Origin of the sequence: Streptomyces sp. NK08204 (assembly GCF_020400585.1) — a bacterium.
In the GTDB taxonomy this organism is placed as follows: Bacteria; Actinomycetota; Actinomycetes; order Streptomycetales; family Streptomycetaceae; genus Streptomyces.
In genome coordinates, this window is the sequence record NZ_JAINVF010000027.1 from 84860 (window position 1) to 98788 (window position 13929).

Here is a 13929-nt window from a genome sequence, read left to right on the forward strand (position 1 = left end):
GATCCCATGATCGAACTGCACATGCGCCCCGCCGGGCCCGCCGACCTGGACACCGTGCTGGTCTTCTGGAAGACGGCCGCCGAGGGCACGAGTATCAGCGACGACCGCGAGGGGGTGGAACGGCTGGTCGCCCGCGACCCCGAGGCGCTGATCCTGGCCGAGGAGAACGGGAAGCTGGTCGGCACGGTGATCGCGGGCTTCGACGGCTGGCGGTGCCATCTGTACCGGCTCGCGGTCCATCCGCAGCGGCGTCGGCAGGGCATCGGCTCGGCGCTGCTCGCCGCCGCCGAGGAGCGGTTCGCAGGGCTGGGCGGGCGGCGCGCGGACGCCATGGTGCTGGTCCGCAACGAGAGAGCGCACCGCGCGTGGCGTGCGGCCGGGTACGGCCCGGAGGACCACTGGAGGCGCTGGGTGAAGCCGCTCGCCGACTGACACCCCGAAATGATTTTGCTCACCCTTTACCATTGAGGTAGTTCTCGTCCCTCGATGGAAGGTCGTGAGCGTTGCCCCATGGACGATCCTCCGGTCCGCGACACCGCGCGATCCGCTCCGCCGTGCCCGATCATGGGACGGGGGTGACCCGATGACCGAAGTGCTGCTTCTTCTGGTGGCGGTCCTGCTGTCGCTCGCCTGCGGCGCCTTCGTGGCTGCGGAGTTCTCGCTGACCACGGTCGAGCGCGGCGAGCTGGAGCGGGCCGCAAGGCGTGGCGAGCGCGGTGCCGCGGGCGCCCTGAAGGCCGTACGGAACCTGACCTTCCAGCTCTCCGGCGCCCAGCTCGGCATCACCGTGACCAACCTGGTGGTCGGCATGCTCGCCGAGCCGTCCATCGCCAAGCTGCTCGCCGGACCGTTCCGCACGCTGGGCCTGTCGGAGGCCACGGCGGGTTCGGTGGCGCTGGTGCTGGGCACGGCCCTGTCGACGGTTTTCCTGATGGTCGTCGGCGAGCTGGTGCCCAAGAACTGGGCGATCTCCTCGCCGCTGGCCATGGCGAAGCGGGTCGGCAATGCCCAGCGCTGGTTCAGCGCCGCCTTCCGGCCCTTCATCACGCACCTCAACAACTCCGCCAACCGTGTCGTGCGAGTGCTCGGCATCGAGCCCGCCGAGGAACTGGCCTCCGCGCGCGGACCGCAGGAGCTGGCGGCCCTCGCCCGGCACTCCGCCCGGGAGGGCGCCCTGGAGCCGGACACCGCCGAGCTGTTCGTACGGACGCTGAACCTGGCCGACCTGACCGCGGAGAACGTCATGACACCGCGCGTCCAGGTCATCGCCCTCGACACCTTGGCGACCTGCGAGGACGTGGCCAACGCGACGCGCGCCACCGGCCTGTCCCGGTTCCCGGTCTACCGCGGCAGCCTGGACTCGGTCGTCGGCATCGCCCACATCAAGGACGTCCTGGCCCTGCACGCCGAGGACCGGCCCCGCCGCTCCGTCGCCCAGGTGATGCGCGAACCCCTGCTGGTGCCCGAGTCCCTCACGGTCGACCGGCTGCTGGACCGGCTCTCCGGCAGGCGCACCATGGCCGTGGTCATCGACGAGTACGGCGGCACGGCGGGTGTCGCCACCCTGGAGGACATCGTCGAGGAGGTCGTCGGCGAGGTGCGCGACGAGCACGACCCGCACGAGACGCCCGACCTCGCCCCCGCCGGCGCCGACGGAGAGGGCCGCGCCCTGTACTCGGCGGACGGCGCCGCCCGCACCGACCAGCTCGGCCGGGTGGGACTGCGCGTGCCGGAGGGACCGTACGAGACGCTGGCCGGCTTCGTCGCCACCGAGCTGGGCCGGATACCCCAGGCGGGGGACACGCTGGAGGTCGCCGGCTGGCGGCTGGACGTGGTGGAGGCCTCGGGGCACCGGGCGGCCCGGGTGCTGCTGCACGCACCGCTGGACGACGCCCTGGGCGGCGAACGGGGCGACGAGTGGACGAAGGGGGCGCGATGACCGCCGTACAACTGCTGATCGGTCTTGCGACGCTCGTTTTCAACGCCTTCTTCGTGGGCGCCGAGTTCGCGCTCATCTCGGTGCGCCGCTCGCAGATCGAGCCGCACGCCGAGACGGGCGAACGGCGCGCGAGGAGCGTGCTGTGGGGCCTGGAGCACGTCTCCGCGCTGCTGGCCGCCGCCCAGCTCGGCATCACCCTGTGCACGCTGGTCCTGGGCGTGGTCGCCGAGCCGGCGATCGCCCACCTGTTGGAACCGGTGTTCCACACGCTCGGCGTGTCCGAGAGCGCGGGCCACGCGGTGTCGTTCGTGATCGCGCTGGCCCTGGCGACGTATCTGCACATGCTGCTGGGCGAGATGGTGCCCAAGAACATCGCGCTGGCCGAACCGGTGCGCAGCGCGCTGCTGCTGGGCCCTCCCCTGGTGGCCCTCGCCCGTGCGCTGCGCCCGGTGATCTTCACGGTCAACGCCTTCGCGAACGGACTGCTGAAGCTGCTCCGGGTGGAGGCCCGGGGCGAGGTCGCGGCGACCTTCACGGACGCCCAGCTCGCCGAGATCGTCAAGGACGCCAGTGAGGCGGGCCTGATCGACAACCGGGCGCAGGAGCGGCTCCACGACGCCCTGGAACTGGGCAGCAGACCCGTACGGGACGTGCTGGTCCCGCTGCAACGGGTGGTGTACGCACGCGTGGGCGTCACCCCGGAGCAGTTGGAGCGGCTGTCGGCGGCGTCGGGCTTCTCCCGGTTCCCGGTGGTCGACGAGGGCCGCCGGATCGTGGGCTACCTCCATGTGAAGGACGCGCTGGACGCCTCCCCCCGCAACGTGCCCTTCCGGCTGCGCGACATGCGCCCCATCGCGCGCGTACGGGAGGCGACCCTGCTGGACGACGTGCTCACCGCGATGCGCAGCAGCCGTACCCATCTGGCGGCCGTACTCGGGGACGACGGACGCCTGGCCGGCCTGGTCACGATGGAGGACGTCCTGCGCGAGCTGTTCGGCCAGCCCGCCTGAGCCGGGCCCGGAACGCCCGCCCCGGCCCGAGCCGCCCTGCTCCGTCGGGCAGGTGACCCGGCCCGTGGGTCCGACGGGCGTGGTCACCGCGTCCGACGGTCACGTCCGCCCGCCCCGCAGGCCGAGACTCCCGGCGCGGGGCCGGGGCCGCCGCGAGACGGGGCCACGTCCGCCCGGCACGAAGGCCCAGCCCGCCCGACACGAGCAACGAGCCCGCCCGACGGGGCCGAGACACCCGACGCACAGGGCGGAGACACCCGAGGCACAGGGCCGAGCCGGCCCGGTCCAGGACGCCGAGTCAGCTGACGCGGGGACCCGAGGCGCCCGGCGTGGAGGCGAGCCCGTTGCGGGCGCCGGGTGTGTCTGACGCTGGGACCGAGGCCGACCGACCGGCGGGTATGGGGGCGGGATACGATCGCTCACGCCATGCAGACGAATCCCACAACTCCCACGCACACCAGCCTCGTCGCGGTCGGCGACTCGTTCACCGAGGGCATGTCGGACATGCTGCCCGACGGCTCGTACCGAGGCTGGGCCGACCTGCTGGCCGCGCGGATGGCGGCCGGCACGCCCGGGTTCCGGTACGCCAACCTCGCCGTGCGCGGGAAGCTGATCGGGCAGATCGTGACCGAGCAGGTGGGCGTGGCGGCGGCCATGAACGCCGACGTGGTCACGCTGGTCGGCGGCCTGAACGACGCCCTGCGCCCCAACTGCGACATGGGACGGGTCCGGGGGCTGCTGACCGAGGCGGTGGAGCGGCTGGCCCCCTCCTGCAAGCAACTGGTCCTGATGCGCAGCCCCGGTCGGCAGGGCCCGGTGCTGGAGCGGTTCCGGCCGCGCATGGAGGAGCTGTTCGCCTGCGTGGACGAGCTGGCCGAGCGGCACGGCGCGCTGGTGGTCGACCTGTACGCGGCGCCCTCGCTCGGCGACCCCCGGCTGTGGGACGTCGACCGGCTGCATCTGACGGCCGAGGGGCACCGCCGGGTCGCCGAGGCGGTGTGGCAGACGCTCGGCTACCAGCCCGAGGACACCGAGTGGCACACCCCGATGCCGCCGACGCCACCGCCGAACTGGGTGGCGCGGCGGGTCGCGGACGCGCGGTTCACCCGGCAGCACCTGCTGCCCTGGATAGGCCGCCGTCTGACCGGTCGCTCCTCCGGTGACGGCCGGACAGGCGCCCAGTTCAGCGCTGAGCTGGGCAAAGCCTTCTGGGTCACCCCTGCGGACCACACAAACCCCGGCCCTGTGACGGACTGGCGACGGGTGGGGTCCTGACCCGAGCCCCGCCCGGCTGCGAGCGAGACCCCGACCGCAGAGAACCGCAGCAGGACCGCCGACCGCGAGGCCTGCACCAGCCGGAGAGGCTGCCAGGCATGGTCTTCCACCACGCCTGGCAGCCCGCTTTCACTGCGCTGCGCAGGCTTTGATCGGCATCATCATCGCCACAGCGCCGGTGTCGCCGGTGAGGGCACGGCGCCACACATGCGTTCCGGATTCGTCACTTCGAAGACTTCCCCTCCCTCCTTCTCAGCGAACGGTACGCCCGGTACGCCAGCCAGCATGCATACCCGATCACCGCCCCAAGGGCCGCAGGCGCCCACACGGGGAGTCCACGCCCAAAAAGGACTCCGATAATCGTCATGGATGCAATGAAGCAAACCATTCCGATATAGCTTTCGGATTTACTTTCCCTCGAATTCATCCGGCCAGACCTCTCCAGCTCCAGCGGCAGGCTGTCATGCCGGAGCCGCAATCTACGCGTCACGCGGCCACCACGGACGGTCGGCGTGGGTCACCGTTGCCAGCGGCGCTGTGCCATGCCGAAGCCGCACCCCAGGCCGAACCCCCACCACGATCGGCGGCCGGCCTTGGTCGCCCATGAGATCAATCCACCCGAGCCGCCACCGAAGAAGCAGGCTTGGACATACGGGTTGCGGTATACCCGCCTTACCCAGCGGTTCCTGCCTATGCGGTGTCGGATGCGATGGTAGTAGTGCCGGGCACGCGCATAGCCGGGCACATGCCAGCTGTAGCGGAAGGGCGACCAGTGGTCGCGGTGCCACGGCGCGTGCCAGTGCCAGCCCCATCTGCCGTCGAGGTCGTAGCCGGTGAGCGGGTCGGCGGTCACGTAGTCGTAGGCGTTGGCGTTACCGCCGGCGACCGGATCGGTCTGGAGGAAGCGGCCCGCAGTGGGATCGTAGAGGCGGACACCCATGAGGGCCGCGCCCGTGACGGTTTCACTGGAGCGCTGTTTCCCGCCGAGCCAGCCGTAGCGGGTGGCGGGACTGTTCCCTTCCGGATTGCCGTACTCGTCGTAGGCGAATGCGGCGGGTGCTTGGCTGGTGTCCAGCGGCAGCTGGACGGTGACGTCGCCGTGGATGTCGGTCAGCTGCAGAACGGTGTCGCCCGTGGCGTCTGTGGTGGCGTCCAGGTCGCCGCTGCTGCCCTGGACGTTGCGGGTGATGGTGCCTGCGGCGTCCTCCGTGATCCAGTCGGGGCTGTCGCCGTCGCCGCCGTAGTGGTCGACCTTGGCGCCGGTCTGGGTCCAGGTGCCGGCGTTGTCGGCCTCCGTCGTCCAGGCTGCGAGGCGCTGAGCGGGGTCCAGGGTCCAGGTCTGCCGGCTGGCGCCGGAAGTCTGCTGGTGGACCAGGTCGTTGGCGTAGTAGACGACGGTCGCGCCGGACGACTGGGTGGTGGTGCGGCCGAAGGCGTCGTAGACGATGCCCGCGTTCACGAGCCGGTCGGCGCTGTCGTAGGTGTTGGTGGTGCTGGTCGCACCCGTCGAGTCGCACGGGGTGCCGGCGGCGCTGATACTGGCGGCGAAGCCGGTGCGGTTGGTGTTGTTGTCGAAGGTGTAGCCGCGGCGGGTGCAGGTCCCGTCCGGGCCGGTGTCGTCGGCCTGGGTCAGGCGGTCCGCGTTGTCGTAGGTGTAGGTACGGGCATAGGTCTGGCCTGCGGTGTTGGCGTCGTTGACCATCTGGCCCTGGACGGAGTGGTCGGCAGTGTCGGAGGCGACGACGGTGCCGTCACTGTCCTTGGTGTAGACCCGAGAGGTCTCCGTGCCGGTCTCGTCCTGGGTCGTGGTGAGGGTGTAGCCGCCGGGCAGCTGCTCGGTGGCCAGGGCGCCGTCCGCGTCGTAGGCGGCGTTGAAGGTGCCCGCGACGGAGTCGGTGCGGGAGGTCTCCACACCGCGCGGGTCCTTGGTGGTGTCATAGGTGTAGGTGGTGGTCGACGGGGCGGAGTCGGTCACCTTGGTGACACGGCCCAGCGCGTCGTACTGGGAGGCCGCGGTGTTGCCGCTGCCGTCGTTGTAGGAGATCTCCCGGCCCAGCATGTCGGTGACATGGGTGATGGTCTGGCCGCCCGCCGTGACGGTGGCGACGTCGCCGCTGTCCGGGTCGTACGTGGTGGTGGTGTCCGGCACCGCGGTGCCCACTGCGCCGGTCACCGACACCAGGGTCGGGCGCCCGGCGGCGTCGGCAGTGGTCGTGGTGGTGCGGGTGACGCCGTTGGCGGCCTCGATCAGCTTGGCCGTGTTGCCCCACCGGTCGTACTCGCTGGTCTTGGTGGGCAGTTGGGTCGGGTTGCTGCCGCCGCCGGTGATGTCACCGGCCGGTCCCACCGAGCAGACCAGGTCCGCCCATTCCGGACGCCCGTTGCAAGCACCCGTGCCCGTCGCCGAGTAATAGGTGGTCACCGTAGCGCCGGCGTCGGCGCCGTTCGACTTCGGCAGGGTCGTCTTGATGGGCCGGCCCTGGGCGTCGTACGCCGTCGTCCTGACGAGGTTCAGACCGCCCGGGTCCTCCGTCGTGGAGGTGGCCAGGCCCTTCACCCAGTCGTACGCCGTCTTCTTGGTGCGGGTGTCGCCGTCGGACGGGTAACCGTCGACATGGGCGCCGACGGTGACGGTGGTCGGCTGGTTGGACACCGTGGCCGTGCCGTCGGCCGGGCGGCCCTCGTCGTACGCCGTGACGGTGTGCTGGCGCGCCGCCACCTCGCTGCCCGCGGGCAGATCGGTGCCACCTGTGTTGGCATGCAGCACGCCGGTCAACGTGGCCAGGTGCAGCGGGCCGAAGCTCTCCAGCTCGCGCTGGCCGTCGCTGGAGTACACGTGCGAGGTGGACAGCTGCTCCGCGCGGCCCGCCGTCGACATGCCGCTGATCCCGAGCAGGGTCTGCTCGGACTGTCCCGCACCGCTGGTGGCGAGCGCCAACTCACGGTTTTTTGCGGACAGTTCACGGACAGTGTTGCCGAAGTGGTCGTACTCGGTGGTGGTCAGATGGCCACCCGGCGTTGCGCTGTTGACCTCACGACCGGACGCGTCCGCGTACGAGAGCGAAGCGCGGCCGTAACTCGTCGGTGCCAGGGTCGAGCCGTCGTGCGAGGCGGGCACGGCATCGGCCGGGAAGACCGCGGTCGCGTCGGACGGGATGTCCGTCTGACCCCAGGCCGCGACGTCGGAGGCGCCCATCAAGTACGGGGCATGGGTGCCGGTCAGCGGGACGTCGTAGACCATGCTGGTCGTGGCCGTACCGCCGTCGGTCTGCGTCTTCGAACCCGCCACCAGGGTGGGACGGGCGGCGGAGAGCAGCATGCCGGGGCCTGCGGTGGCCGCGTTGCCGGCCGTGCCGTAGGTGAAGGTCCACGGCAGCTCACCGGGAGGCGTCAGGGTCGCGACCCGGCCCGAACCGTCATAGGTGTAGGCGGTCTTCAGCGCGGGGCTGACCCGTGGGTCCCAGGTCTCGCGCAGACGGCCGGAGTCGTCGTAGGCGTACTGGGCGATCACGGTCGCGGTCGCGGAGGCCGCGCCCGGGTCGGTAGCCCACAGCTTGATCTGCGAAACCTGGCCCGTGTAGTCACCGAACACCGAGGACGTGGCAGTCGTGGAGGCGGCGTACACATACTGCAGGACGCGGCAGCCCTTGGTGGACGGCGTCGTCTCACAGGTCGAGGACGACACCGCCGAGGTCGGGGCGATGACGTACTTCGGCCGGGCCAGCGTCAGCGAGCCGTTGACGACCTTCTCCGAGACCACCTTGGTGGTGGAGTTGTCGGTCGGCAGGTAGGTGCTGGAGACCTGCCAGGTGGTGGCCGCCGGGTCCACCTTCGCGAACGTGGTGGTCGTGCCGTCCTCGTCCTTCAGCGTGAACGAGCCGGTCAGTGAGCCGGTCAGGCTCAGGTCCTCCGAGCCGGGCTCGGGCTTCCAACCGCCGGCGGTGGTGGCGGTGAACCCGGTCGCGTCGCCGTCCACGTCCACGACCGCGACCGAGGTGGAGGAGGTCTTGCGGATGTAGGCGTAGTCGGAGTCGGTGATCTCGGCCGTGGTGCCGGACGTCCATTGGGGGCCGAAGATCGCTACCTGGCCTTCGGCGTCCGTACCCGCGGTCGGCTTCCGGGACGACGCCGTGCGCGACACGCTCATGTCGAACGCGGACGCGTCCGTCGCCGGCAGGGTGTAGTCACCGGTCAGGTCGTTGACAGAGCCCGGACCGACCTGATCCGACGGCGCGGTGCCCGCGTTGCGGTCGACGGTGACCGTCGACGCCGGCGAGTAGCCCGTCGTCGTGCCGTCGGTGAAGGCGGCGCGAATGTCGACCGGGCCGTCCTCGGTCAGCGACGTGGTGATGTTCCAGGTCAGCGCGGGCGGCGCCCCGTTGGGGGCGGCCAGCGGCCAGGCCGTCACGGGCGAGCCGTCGCTGTTCTTGGTGACGTCCGCGAGCGGCACGTTGTGCCAGCTGTCGGTCTCACCGCGGCGGTACTGGTACGTGACACCGGTGTAGGTGGACTTGCCGGTGGCGGCCAGGGCCACGCGCCGGGCGGGCCGGTCACCGTTACCGGGGCTCAGCAGCGCGGCACCGTCGGCGCCGACACCGAAGGAGTACTTCGTGTTCGTCGAGGACAGGTTGCCGCCCGAGTCGATGGTCTGGGCGTACAGCGTGTGCCAGCCGTCGGCGGGGTTGACGGAGATGTTCAGCGGGTCGCCGCCGTTGCCGTCCGCGGTGTCGTACACGCTCTGCGCCATCGCCGGGTCGTCCAGGCCCCACTTGAAACCCTGTCCGTCCGTCGAGGTCGTGTCCAGGGTGCAGGTCACCGCTCCCGGAGCCTTGGCCGACCAGGTGTCCTGCGGATAGGAAGAACAGCTGATGGTCGGGGCCGCGGGCAGCGAGGTGTTCATGACGAACGTGGTGTACCCGCTCCAGGTCCCGTAGTCGGTGGAGTCGTACCCGCGCACCCGCATCCGCAGGTGCGCGCCCGCCGGGAAGGCGTTGGCCGACGGCACGGCCAGAGAGGCCGTGGAACCGGACGCCACGCCCGCGCTGGTCGCGGTGTACGTGTAGGTGGTGTCGTTGTACGCCGGGTCGGGCGTGACCTCGAACTGGGCCTTGACCGTGCCGCCGTCCGCGTCCGTCACCTTCGCCGACAGGGTCGGCGTCGCCGAGGTCACGTACCGCTTGCCGTTGTAGGCGTTCACGGCCGAGGGCGACACCGCGGCTGCTGTCGGGACGGCCGGGTAGGAGTTGTAGGTCACCACCAGCTTCGGCGCGTACCCGGCGGTGGTGTAGTCCGCCGAACGGAAGCGACGCCAGGTGGTGGAGTCGCTCTCGCTGGCAGCGGCCACCTGCAGACCGTAGTTGGTCGAGCCGTTGGCCCAGTCCTGCACCATCGCCTGGAGGTTCCAGCTCGACCAGTTGGCGGGGCAGGAGGAGTCGTACCCCCAGTGCCCGGTGTTCGACGCCTTGCTGGTGGTCGTGGTCGTGGGCTGGACGCCCCAGGTGATCGTCGACGAGGACCACGACGAGGTGATCCGCTTGGCATCCGTCGCCGCACCCGACGTCCCGCAGGTCGCCGAGTAGTAGTTGTACAGCGACAACGACGCGGACTGGATGTGCTTGCCCGTGAACGGCGACACGTCGAACTTCAGGTACGACCGCGCGGTGTCCGCCCCGCCGTCGTACGTACCCGACTTCAGCTCCTGGGAGCCCTGCTGCGAGCTGGTGTAGTCGGGGTTCTGCACCCACGTGTCCGTCGTGACCGCCAGCGTGGTCGTCGGGTCCACCGTCACCGGGTAGGTGAGGACGGGGTCCGACAGGAACGTCCGGTCCGGGGTCAGGACGAGGGTCTGCGACCCGTCCTTCGCGGTCTCGATCTTCGTGGCGACCCGCGCCCGGTGCGCGGACTCACCCGAACGCCGGTCCCGGGAGGAGTCCCACATCATGGGCGCCGGCGCCGCGGCCACCAGCTTGCCCGCCGCGTCCTTCAGCAGCAGGTTCCCGGAGGCCGCCCGCGACAGCTTCAGCCCGTCGAGCTTCACCGGAATCCGGTACGTCACCGGGCCGTTGGGCCTGCCCGCCAGCACCACGCTCTCGGAGAAGCCCTGCTTGAGCGCGGTGACCTTCAGTGCCTGACCGGACCCCAGGTCGTACGAGGCCGTAGCCCCCGAGACCTTCGGCGCGGGCAGCTTGCCCTGCCAGCCCATCGCGAACCGGGTCCTGCCCCGGGCGACCGAGGCCAGCCGGCTGTCACCGCCGTCGGAGACGGTGACGTCCGCGACCGCCGCCTTCGGCTTCAGGTCGGCGCCGGTGTCCGCCAGCGAGGTGTCGATGTCCTGCCACTTGCCGTTCCGCTTGACCCGCACCGGGCCGGCGAAGGACTCGGTCCGCATCGACCCGGACGGCAGCGCCCAGGTCGTCGAGTCCGCGGTCCGCTCCGACAGCACCTCGATCCTGCGGCCCTGCAGACGGGCCATCAGCACCGCCGACGCCGCGTCCTGCGCCCCCGCCGGACCTGCCGGCCGCTTCGCGGCCTTGCTCATGTCAGCGGCAGCCGCTTGGGGCTTGCCGACCGCGACGGCCTCGCCGGTGGCATCCAGCGCTAACGCCATCTCAGCCAGCAGAGCCAGCGATAGCACGACGGCGATTCTTCTGGTATGCCGAGATGACCGTGGTATACGGGCCCTCGCCATTTTCGGCCACGCTCTCAGGCGTGCGCGATTCATCCGCAACTCCTCAGCTGCATAAGGATCGTTGAGGCAGGGGGGTGACCGCCCCATGATCCGCTCGCGCCCGACCCGGCCGTTTTACCCAAACAAAGGTCATTCCAAGCAACAATAAAAACCTTGCGTTCGAGTTTCAAAAACTCGCCGGTTTGAGATCCGCGACCTCGGGGCACCGTCACCACCCGACGTCACCCGTCGGCGGCCTGCTCACATAACGCCCCGCAAAATTCACCCAGCGTAATTCCACACCCCTCGCACAAAGCGCACAGCTTTACTAATTCTTTAGTGAAGATGTACTCAACTCCGGGCAACCGAGCGCAATTCGGCCAGCGGTTCGCCATCCGTTCACCGGTCCCGGCGCCGTGGCAGCCGACGGCGAGGATGTCGGGGGCCCAGACCACGGTGACACCGGGCGACAGGCCCCTCGGCGACTGCGGACCAAGTCCACCCGGAATGCCTCGCGCGTTCAGGTCACCAGAGATCGTCCGCGCAGATTCGCCAGCGCTCACCCGCCGGAAGATCTCCTGCAGGATGTCGGCTGGCCAGGGGCAGGCACGAGTGCCGGCGCTTACCGATGATCTCTACGCGTAACCGTACGGGGGCTGAGCCGTAATCCACTGCCCGTCTACCTGCTGCTGCTGCTTGGTGTCCCTCGTACCAGCGAAAAGCTGATCGCGGTATTCCTTGGCGTCCATCGCCCGGTTCAAGATCCAGCGCTTGTCCCGCTCGTCCACGGAGTCAAGGTTGTCGTGCTCGAAGACCAGGCGGCCGGGCCCGGTGCCGTCTGCCGGGTCGCTCACGTCGAGGACAGCACGGGGCACCCCGGCGAGAGAACCGGTCAACCATGCCAGCACCACAGCGCCGCGGTCTCACGGTTCCGTATCGCGGCTAGCCCCTTGTCGAAGTCGGGACGCCTGGCGTCCGCCTTGTAGCCGGACGCCAGGTCTCCCCACACATGAGGGACGGTGTAGCCGCTGCGATCGACCCAGCGGCGCCCAGAGGCCTCCTGCGTGTCGGTGGACTGCTCTCGGCGGTGGTCGCCCTCCCGCGAGTTCTCGCTCTTGGGCAGATAGAGGTCTATGAGTAGCTTGACAGCCATCGGGGAGTGTGCTCCTTGGTGCTCGGATTGCACCGCTCCCCGTGCCGCACGCGCCCTCTACCCTACGTGCAGGGCAACCTGGACGGGTGTCACACCGTCCGGTGACGGCCGCGCGCCGAAGCGGCCGGAGCTGCTGCCCTACAAGGGTCCGGCGGCGTAGCGCGAGCACCGGGCGGCGGTCACAGGGCTTGCGTTTGTAGCTTCCGCCGAACCACCCCATGGCGTCGACCTGCACAAACCGCCAGTAGAATCTGGACACGTGACTTCAGCGCCCGCCAAGCCCCGCATCCCGAACGTCCTCGCCGGACGCTACGCCTCCGCCCAGCTCGCCACGCTCTGGTCGCCCGAGCAGAAGGTGAAGCTGGAGCGGCAGCTCTGGCTCGCCGTGCTGCGGGCCCAGAAGGACCTCGGCATCGAGGTGCCGGACGAGGCGATCGCCGACTACGAGCGTGTCCTCGACACCGTCGACCTGGCCTCGATCGCCGAGCGCGAGAAGGTCACCCGGCACGACGTCAAGGCGCGGATCGAGGAGTTCAACGACCTCGCCGGTCACGAGCACGTGCACAAGGGCATGACCTCGCGCGACCTGACGGAGAACGTCGAGCAGCTGCAGATCCGCCTCTCCCTGGAGCTGATGCGCGACCGTACGGTGGCCGTGCTCGCGCGTCTGGGCAAGCTCGCCGCGGAGTACGGGGAGCTGGTCATGGCCGGCCGCTCGCACAACGTCGCCGCGCAGGCCACGACGCTGGGCAAGCGCTTCGCGACGGCCGCCGACGAGCTGCTCGTCGCGTACGGCCGCGTCGAGGAGCTGCTCGGCCGCTACCCGCTGCGCGGCATCAAGGGCCCGGTGGGCACCGCGCAGGACATGCTGGACCTGCTCGGCGGCGACGCGGCGAAGCTCGCGGAGCTGGAGGGCCGGATCGCCCGGCACCTGGGCTTCTCCCAGGCGTTCACGTCGGTCGGCCAGGTCTACCCGCGCTCGCTGGACTACGAGGTCGTCACCGCGCTGGTGCAGCTGGCCGCCGCCCCGTCCTCGCTGGCCAAGACGATCCGGCTGATGGCCGGGCACGAGTTGGTCACCGAGGGCTTCAAACCGGGCCAGGTCGGCTCCTCGGCGATGCCGCACAAGATGAACACCCGCTCCTGCGAGCGCGTCAACGGCCTCATGGTCATCCTGCGCGGCTACGCCTCGATGACCGGTGAGCTGGCGGGCGACCAGTGGAACGAGGGTGACGTGTCCTGCTCGGTGGTGCGCCGGGTCGCGCTGCCGGACGCGTTCTTCGCGCTGGACGGCCTGCTGGAGACCTTCCTGACGGTCCTCGACGAGTTCGGCGCCTTCCCTGCCGTCGTCGCCCGCGAGCTGGACCGCTACCTTCCCTTCCTCGCCACCACGAAGGTGCTCATGGGCGCCGTCCGGGCCGGGGTCGGCCGCGAGGTCGCGCACGAGGCGATCAAGGAGAACGCCGTCGCCACGGCGCTCGCGATGCGTGAGCAGGGCGCCGAGCGCAACGACCTGCTGGACAAGCTCGCCGACGACGAGCGCCTCCCGCTCGACCGCGAGCAGCTCGCGGCCCTGATGGCCGACAAGCTGTCCTTCACCGGCGCGGCGGCCGACCAGGTCGGCATCGTCGTCGGTCGCATCGAGGAGATCGTCAAGCAGCACCCCGAGGCCGCCGGCTACACCCCCGGAGCGATCCTCTGACCCGTTTCACCCAGGCGGAACTGGAGGCCGCCCGCGACCGTCTCGTCCCGGACGTGGTCGCGGACGGCCTCCAGGTGCTTTTCTGCGGCATCAACCCGGGTCTGATGACGGCGGCGACGGGCCACCACTTCGCCCGGCCCGGCAACCGTTTCTGGCCCGTGCTGCACCTGTCCGGCTTCACGC

9 protein-coding genes are annotated in these 13929 nt (G+C 70.3%); 6 read left to right on the plus strand and 3 right to left on the minus strand.

The window, feature by feature from the left end:
• Positions 1-6: 6 nt before the first annotated feature.
• The 4 genes from K7G59_RS29385 (at position 7) to K7G59_RS29400 (ending at position 4224) form a co-directional block, all read left to right on the plus strand.
• A complete protein-coding gene (locus tag K7G59_RS29385) occupies positions 7-432 on the plus strand; it encodes a GNAT family N-acetyltransferase (RefSeq protein ID WP_225839506.1) in 426 nt (141 codons plus the stop codon).
• Positions 433-583: 151 nt separating this feature from the next.
• Entirely contained in the window at positions 584-1939 is a 1356-nt protein-coding gene (locus K7G59_RS29390; protein ID WP_225839509.1) for a hemolysin family protein, read from the plus strand.
• A complete protein-coding gene (locus K7G59_RS29395) occupies positions 1936-2949 on the plus strand; it encodes a hemolysin family protein (protein WP_225839510.1) in 1014 nt (337 codons plus the stop codon). The genes K7G59_RS29390 and K7G59_RS29395 overlap by 4 nt, the downstream gene beginning before the upstream one ends.
• Positions 2950-3375: 426 nt before the next feature.
• Complete coding sequence (locus K7G59_RS29400; RefSeq protein WP_225839512.1) at positions 3376-4224, plus strand: SGNH/GDSL hydrolase family protein; 849 nt, start codon at positions 3376-3378, stop codon at positions 4222-4224.
• A 517-nt stretch (positions 4225-4741) separates the two neighbouring features.
• On the opposite strand, the gene K7G59_RS29405 is transcribed toward K7G59_RS29400, so the two are convergent.
• The 3 genes from K7G59_RS29405 to K7G59_RS29415 all read right to left on the minus strand — a co-directional run bounded on the left by K7G59_RS29405 (position 4742) and on the right by K7G59_RS29415 (position 12044).
• Complete coding sequence (locus K7G59_RS29405; RefSeq protein ID WP_225839514.1) at positions 4742-10831, minus strand: DNRLRE domain-containing protein; 6090 nt, start codon at positions 10829-10831, stop codon at positions 4742-4744.
• A gap of 695 nt (positions 10832-11526) precedes the next feature.
• On the minus strand, positions 11527-11745 hold the full coding sequence (locus tag K7G59_RS29410; RefSeq protein WP_225839516.1) for a hypothetical protein: 219 nt from the start codon (positions 11743-11745) through the stop codon (positions 11527-11529).
• A 38-nt stretch (positions 11746-11783) separates the two neighbouring features.
• Positions 11784-12044, minus strand: a complete 261-nt coding sequence (locus K7G59_RS29415; protein WP_225839520.1) for a recombinase family protein — start codon at positions 12042-12044, stop codon at positions 11784-11786.
• A gap of 259 nt (positions 12045-12303) precedes the next feature.
• Here K7G59_RS29415 and purB point away from each other — a divergent pair, with 259 nt between their 5' ends.
• Entirely contained in the window at positions 12304-13746 is a 1443-nt protein-coding gene (gene purB, locus K7G59_RS29420; RefSeq protein ID WP_225839522.1) for an adenylosuccinate lyase, read from the plus strand.
• Positions 13743-13929 (plus strand): uracil-DNA glycosylase family protein (locus K7G59_RS29425; protein WP_308295104.1); only part of this gene is annotated, 187 nt, incomplete at its 3' end. The genes purB and K7G59_RS29425, both read left to right, overlap by 4 nt.

What these genes read in the sequence shown, in the direction of transcription:
- K7G59_RS29385 (WP_225839506.1), top strand. Translation starts at nt 7, where the DNA reads ATGATCGAACTGCACATGCGCCCCGCCGGGCCCGCCGACCTGGACACC.
- K7G59_RS29390 (WP_225839509.1), top strand. Translation starts at nt 584, where the DNA reads ATGACCGAAGTGCTGCTTCTTCTGGTGGCGGTCCTGCTGTCGCTCGCC.
- K7G59_RS29395 (WP_225839510.1), top strand. Translation starts at nt 1,936, where the DNA reads ATGACCGCCGTACAACTGCTGATCGGTCTTGCGACGCTCGTTTTCAAC.
- K7G59_RS29400 (WP_225839512.1), top strand. Translation starts at nt 3,376, where the DNA reads ATGCAGACGAATCCCACAACTCCCACGCACACCAGCCTCGTCGCGGTC.
- K7G59_RS29405 (WP_225839514.1), bottom strand. Translation starts at nt 10,831, where the DNA reads ATGGCGTTAGCGCTGGATGCCACCGGCGAGGCCGTCGCGGTCGGCAAG.
- K7G59_RS29415 (WP_225839520.1), bottom strand. Translation starts at nt 12,044, where the DNA reads ATGGCTGTCAAGCTACTCATAGACCTCTATCTGCCCAAGAGCGAGAAC.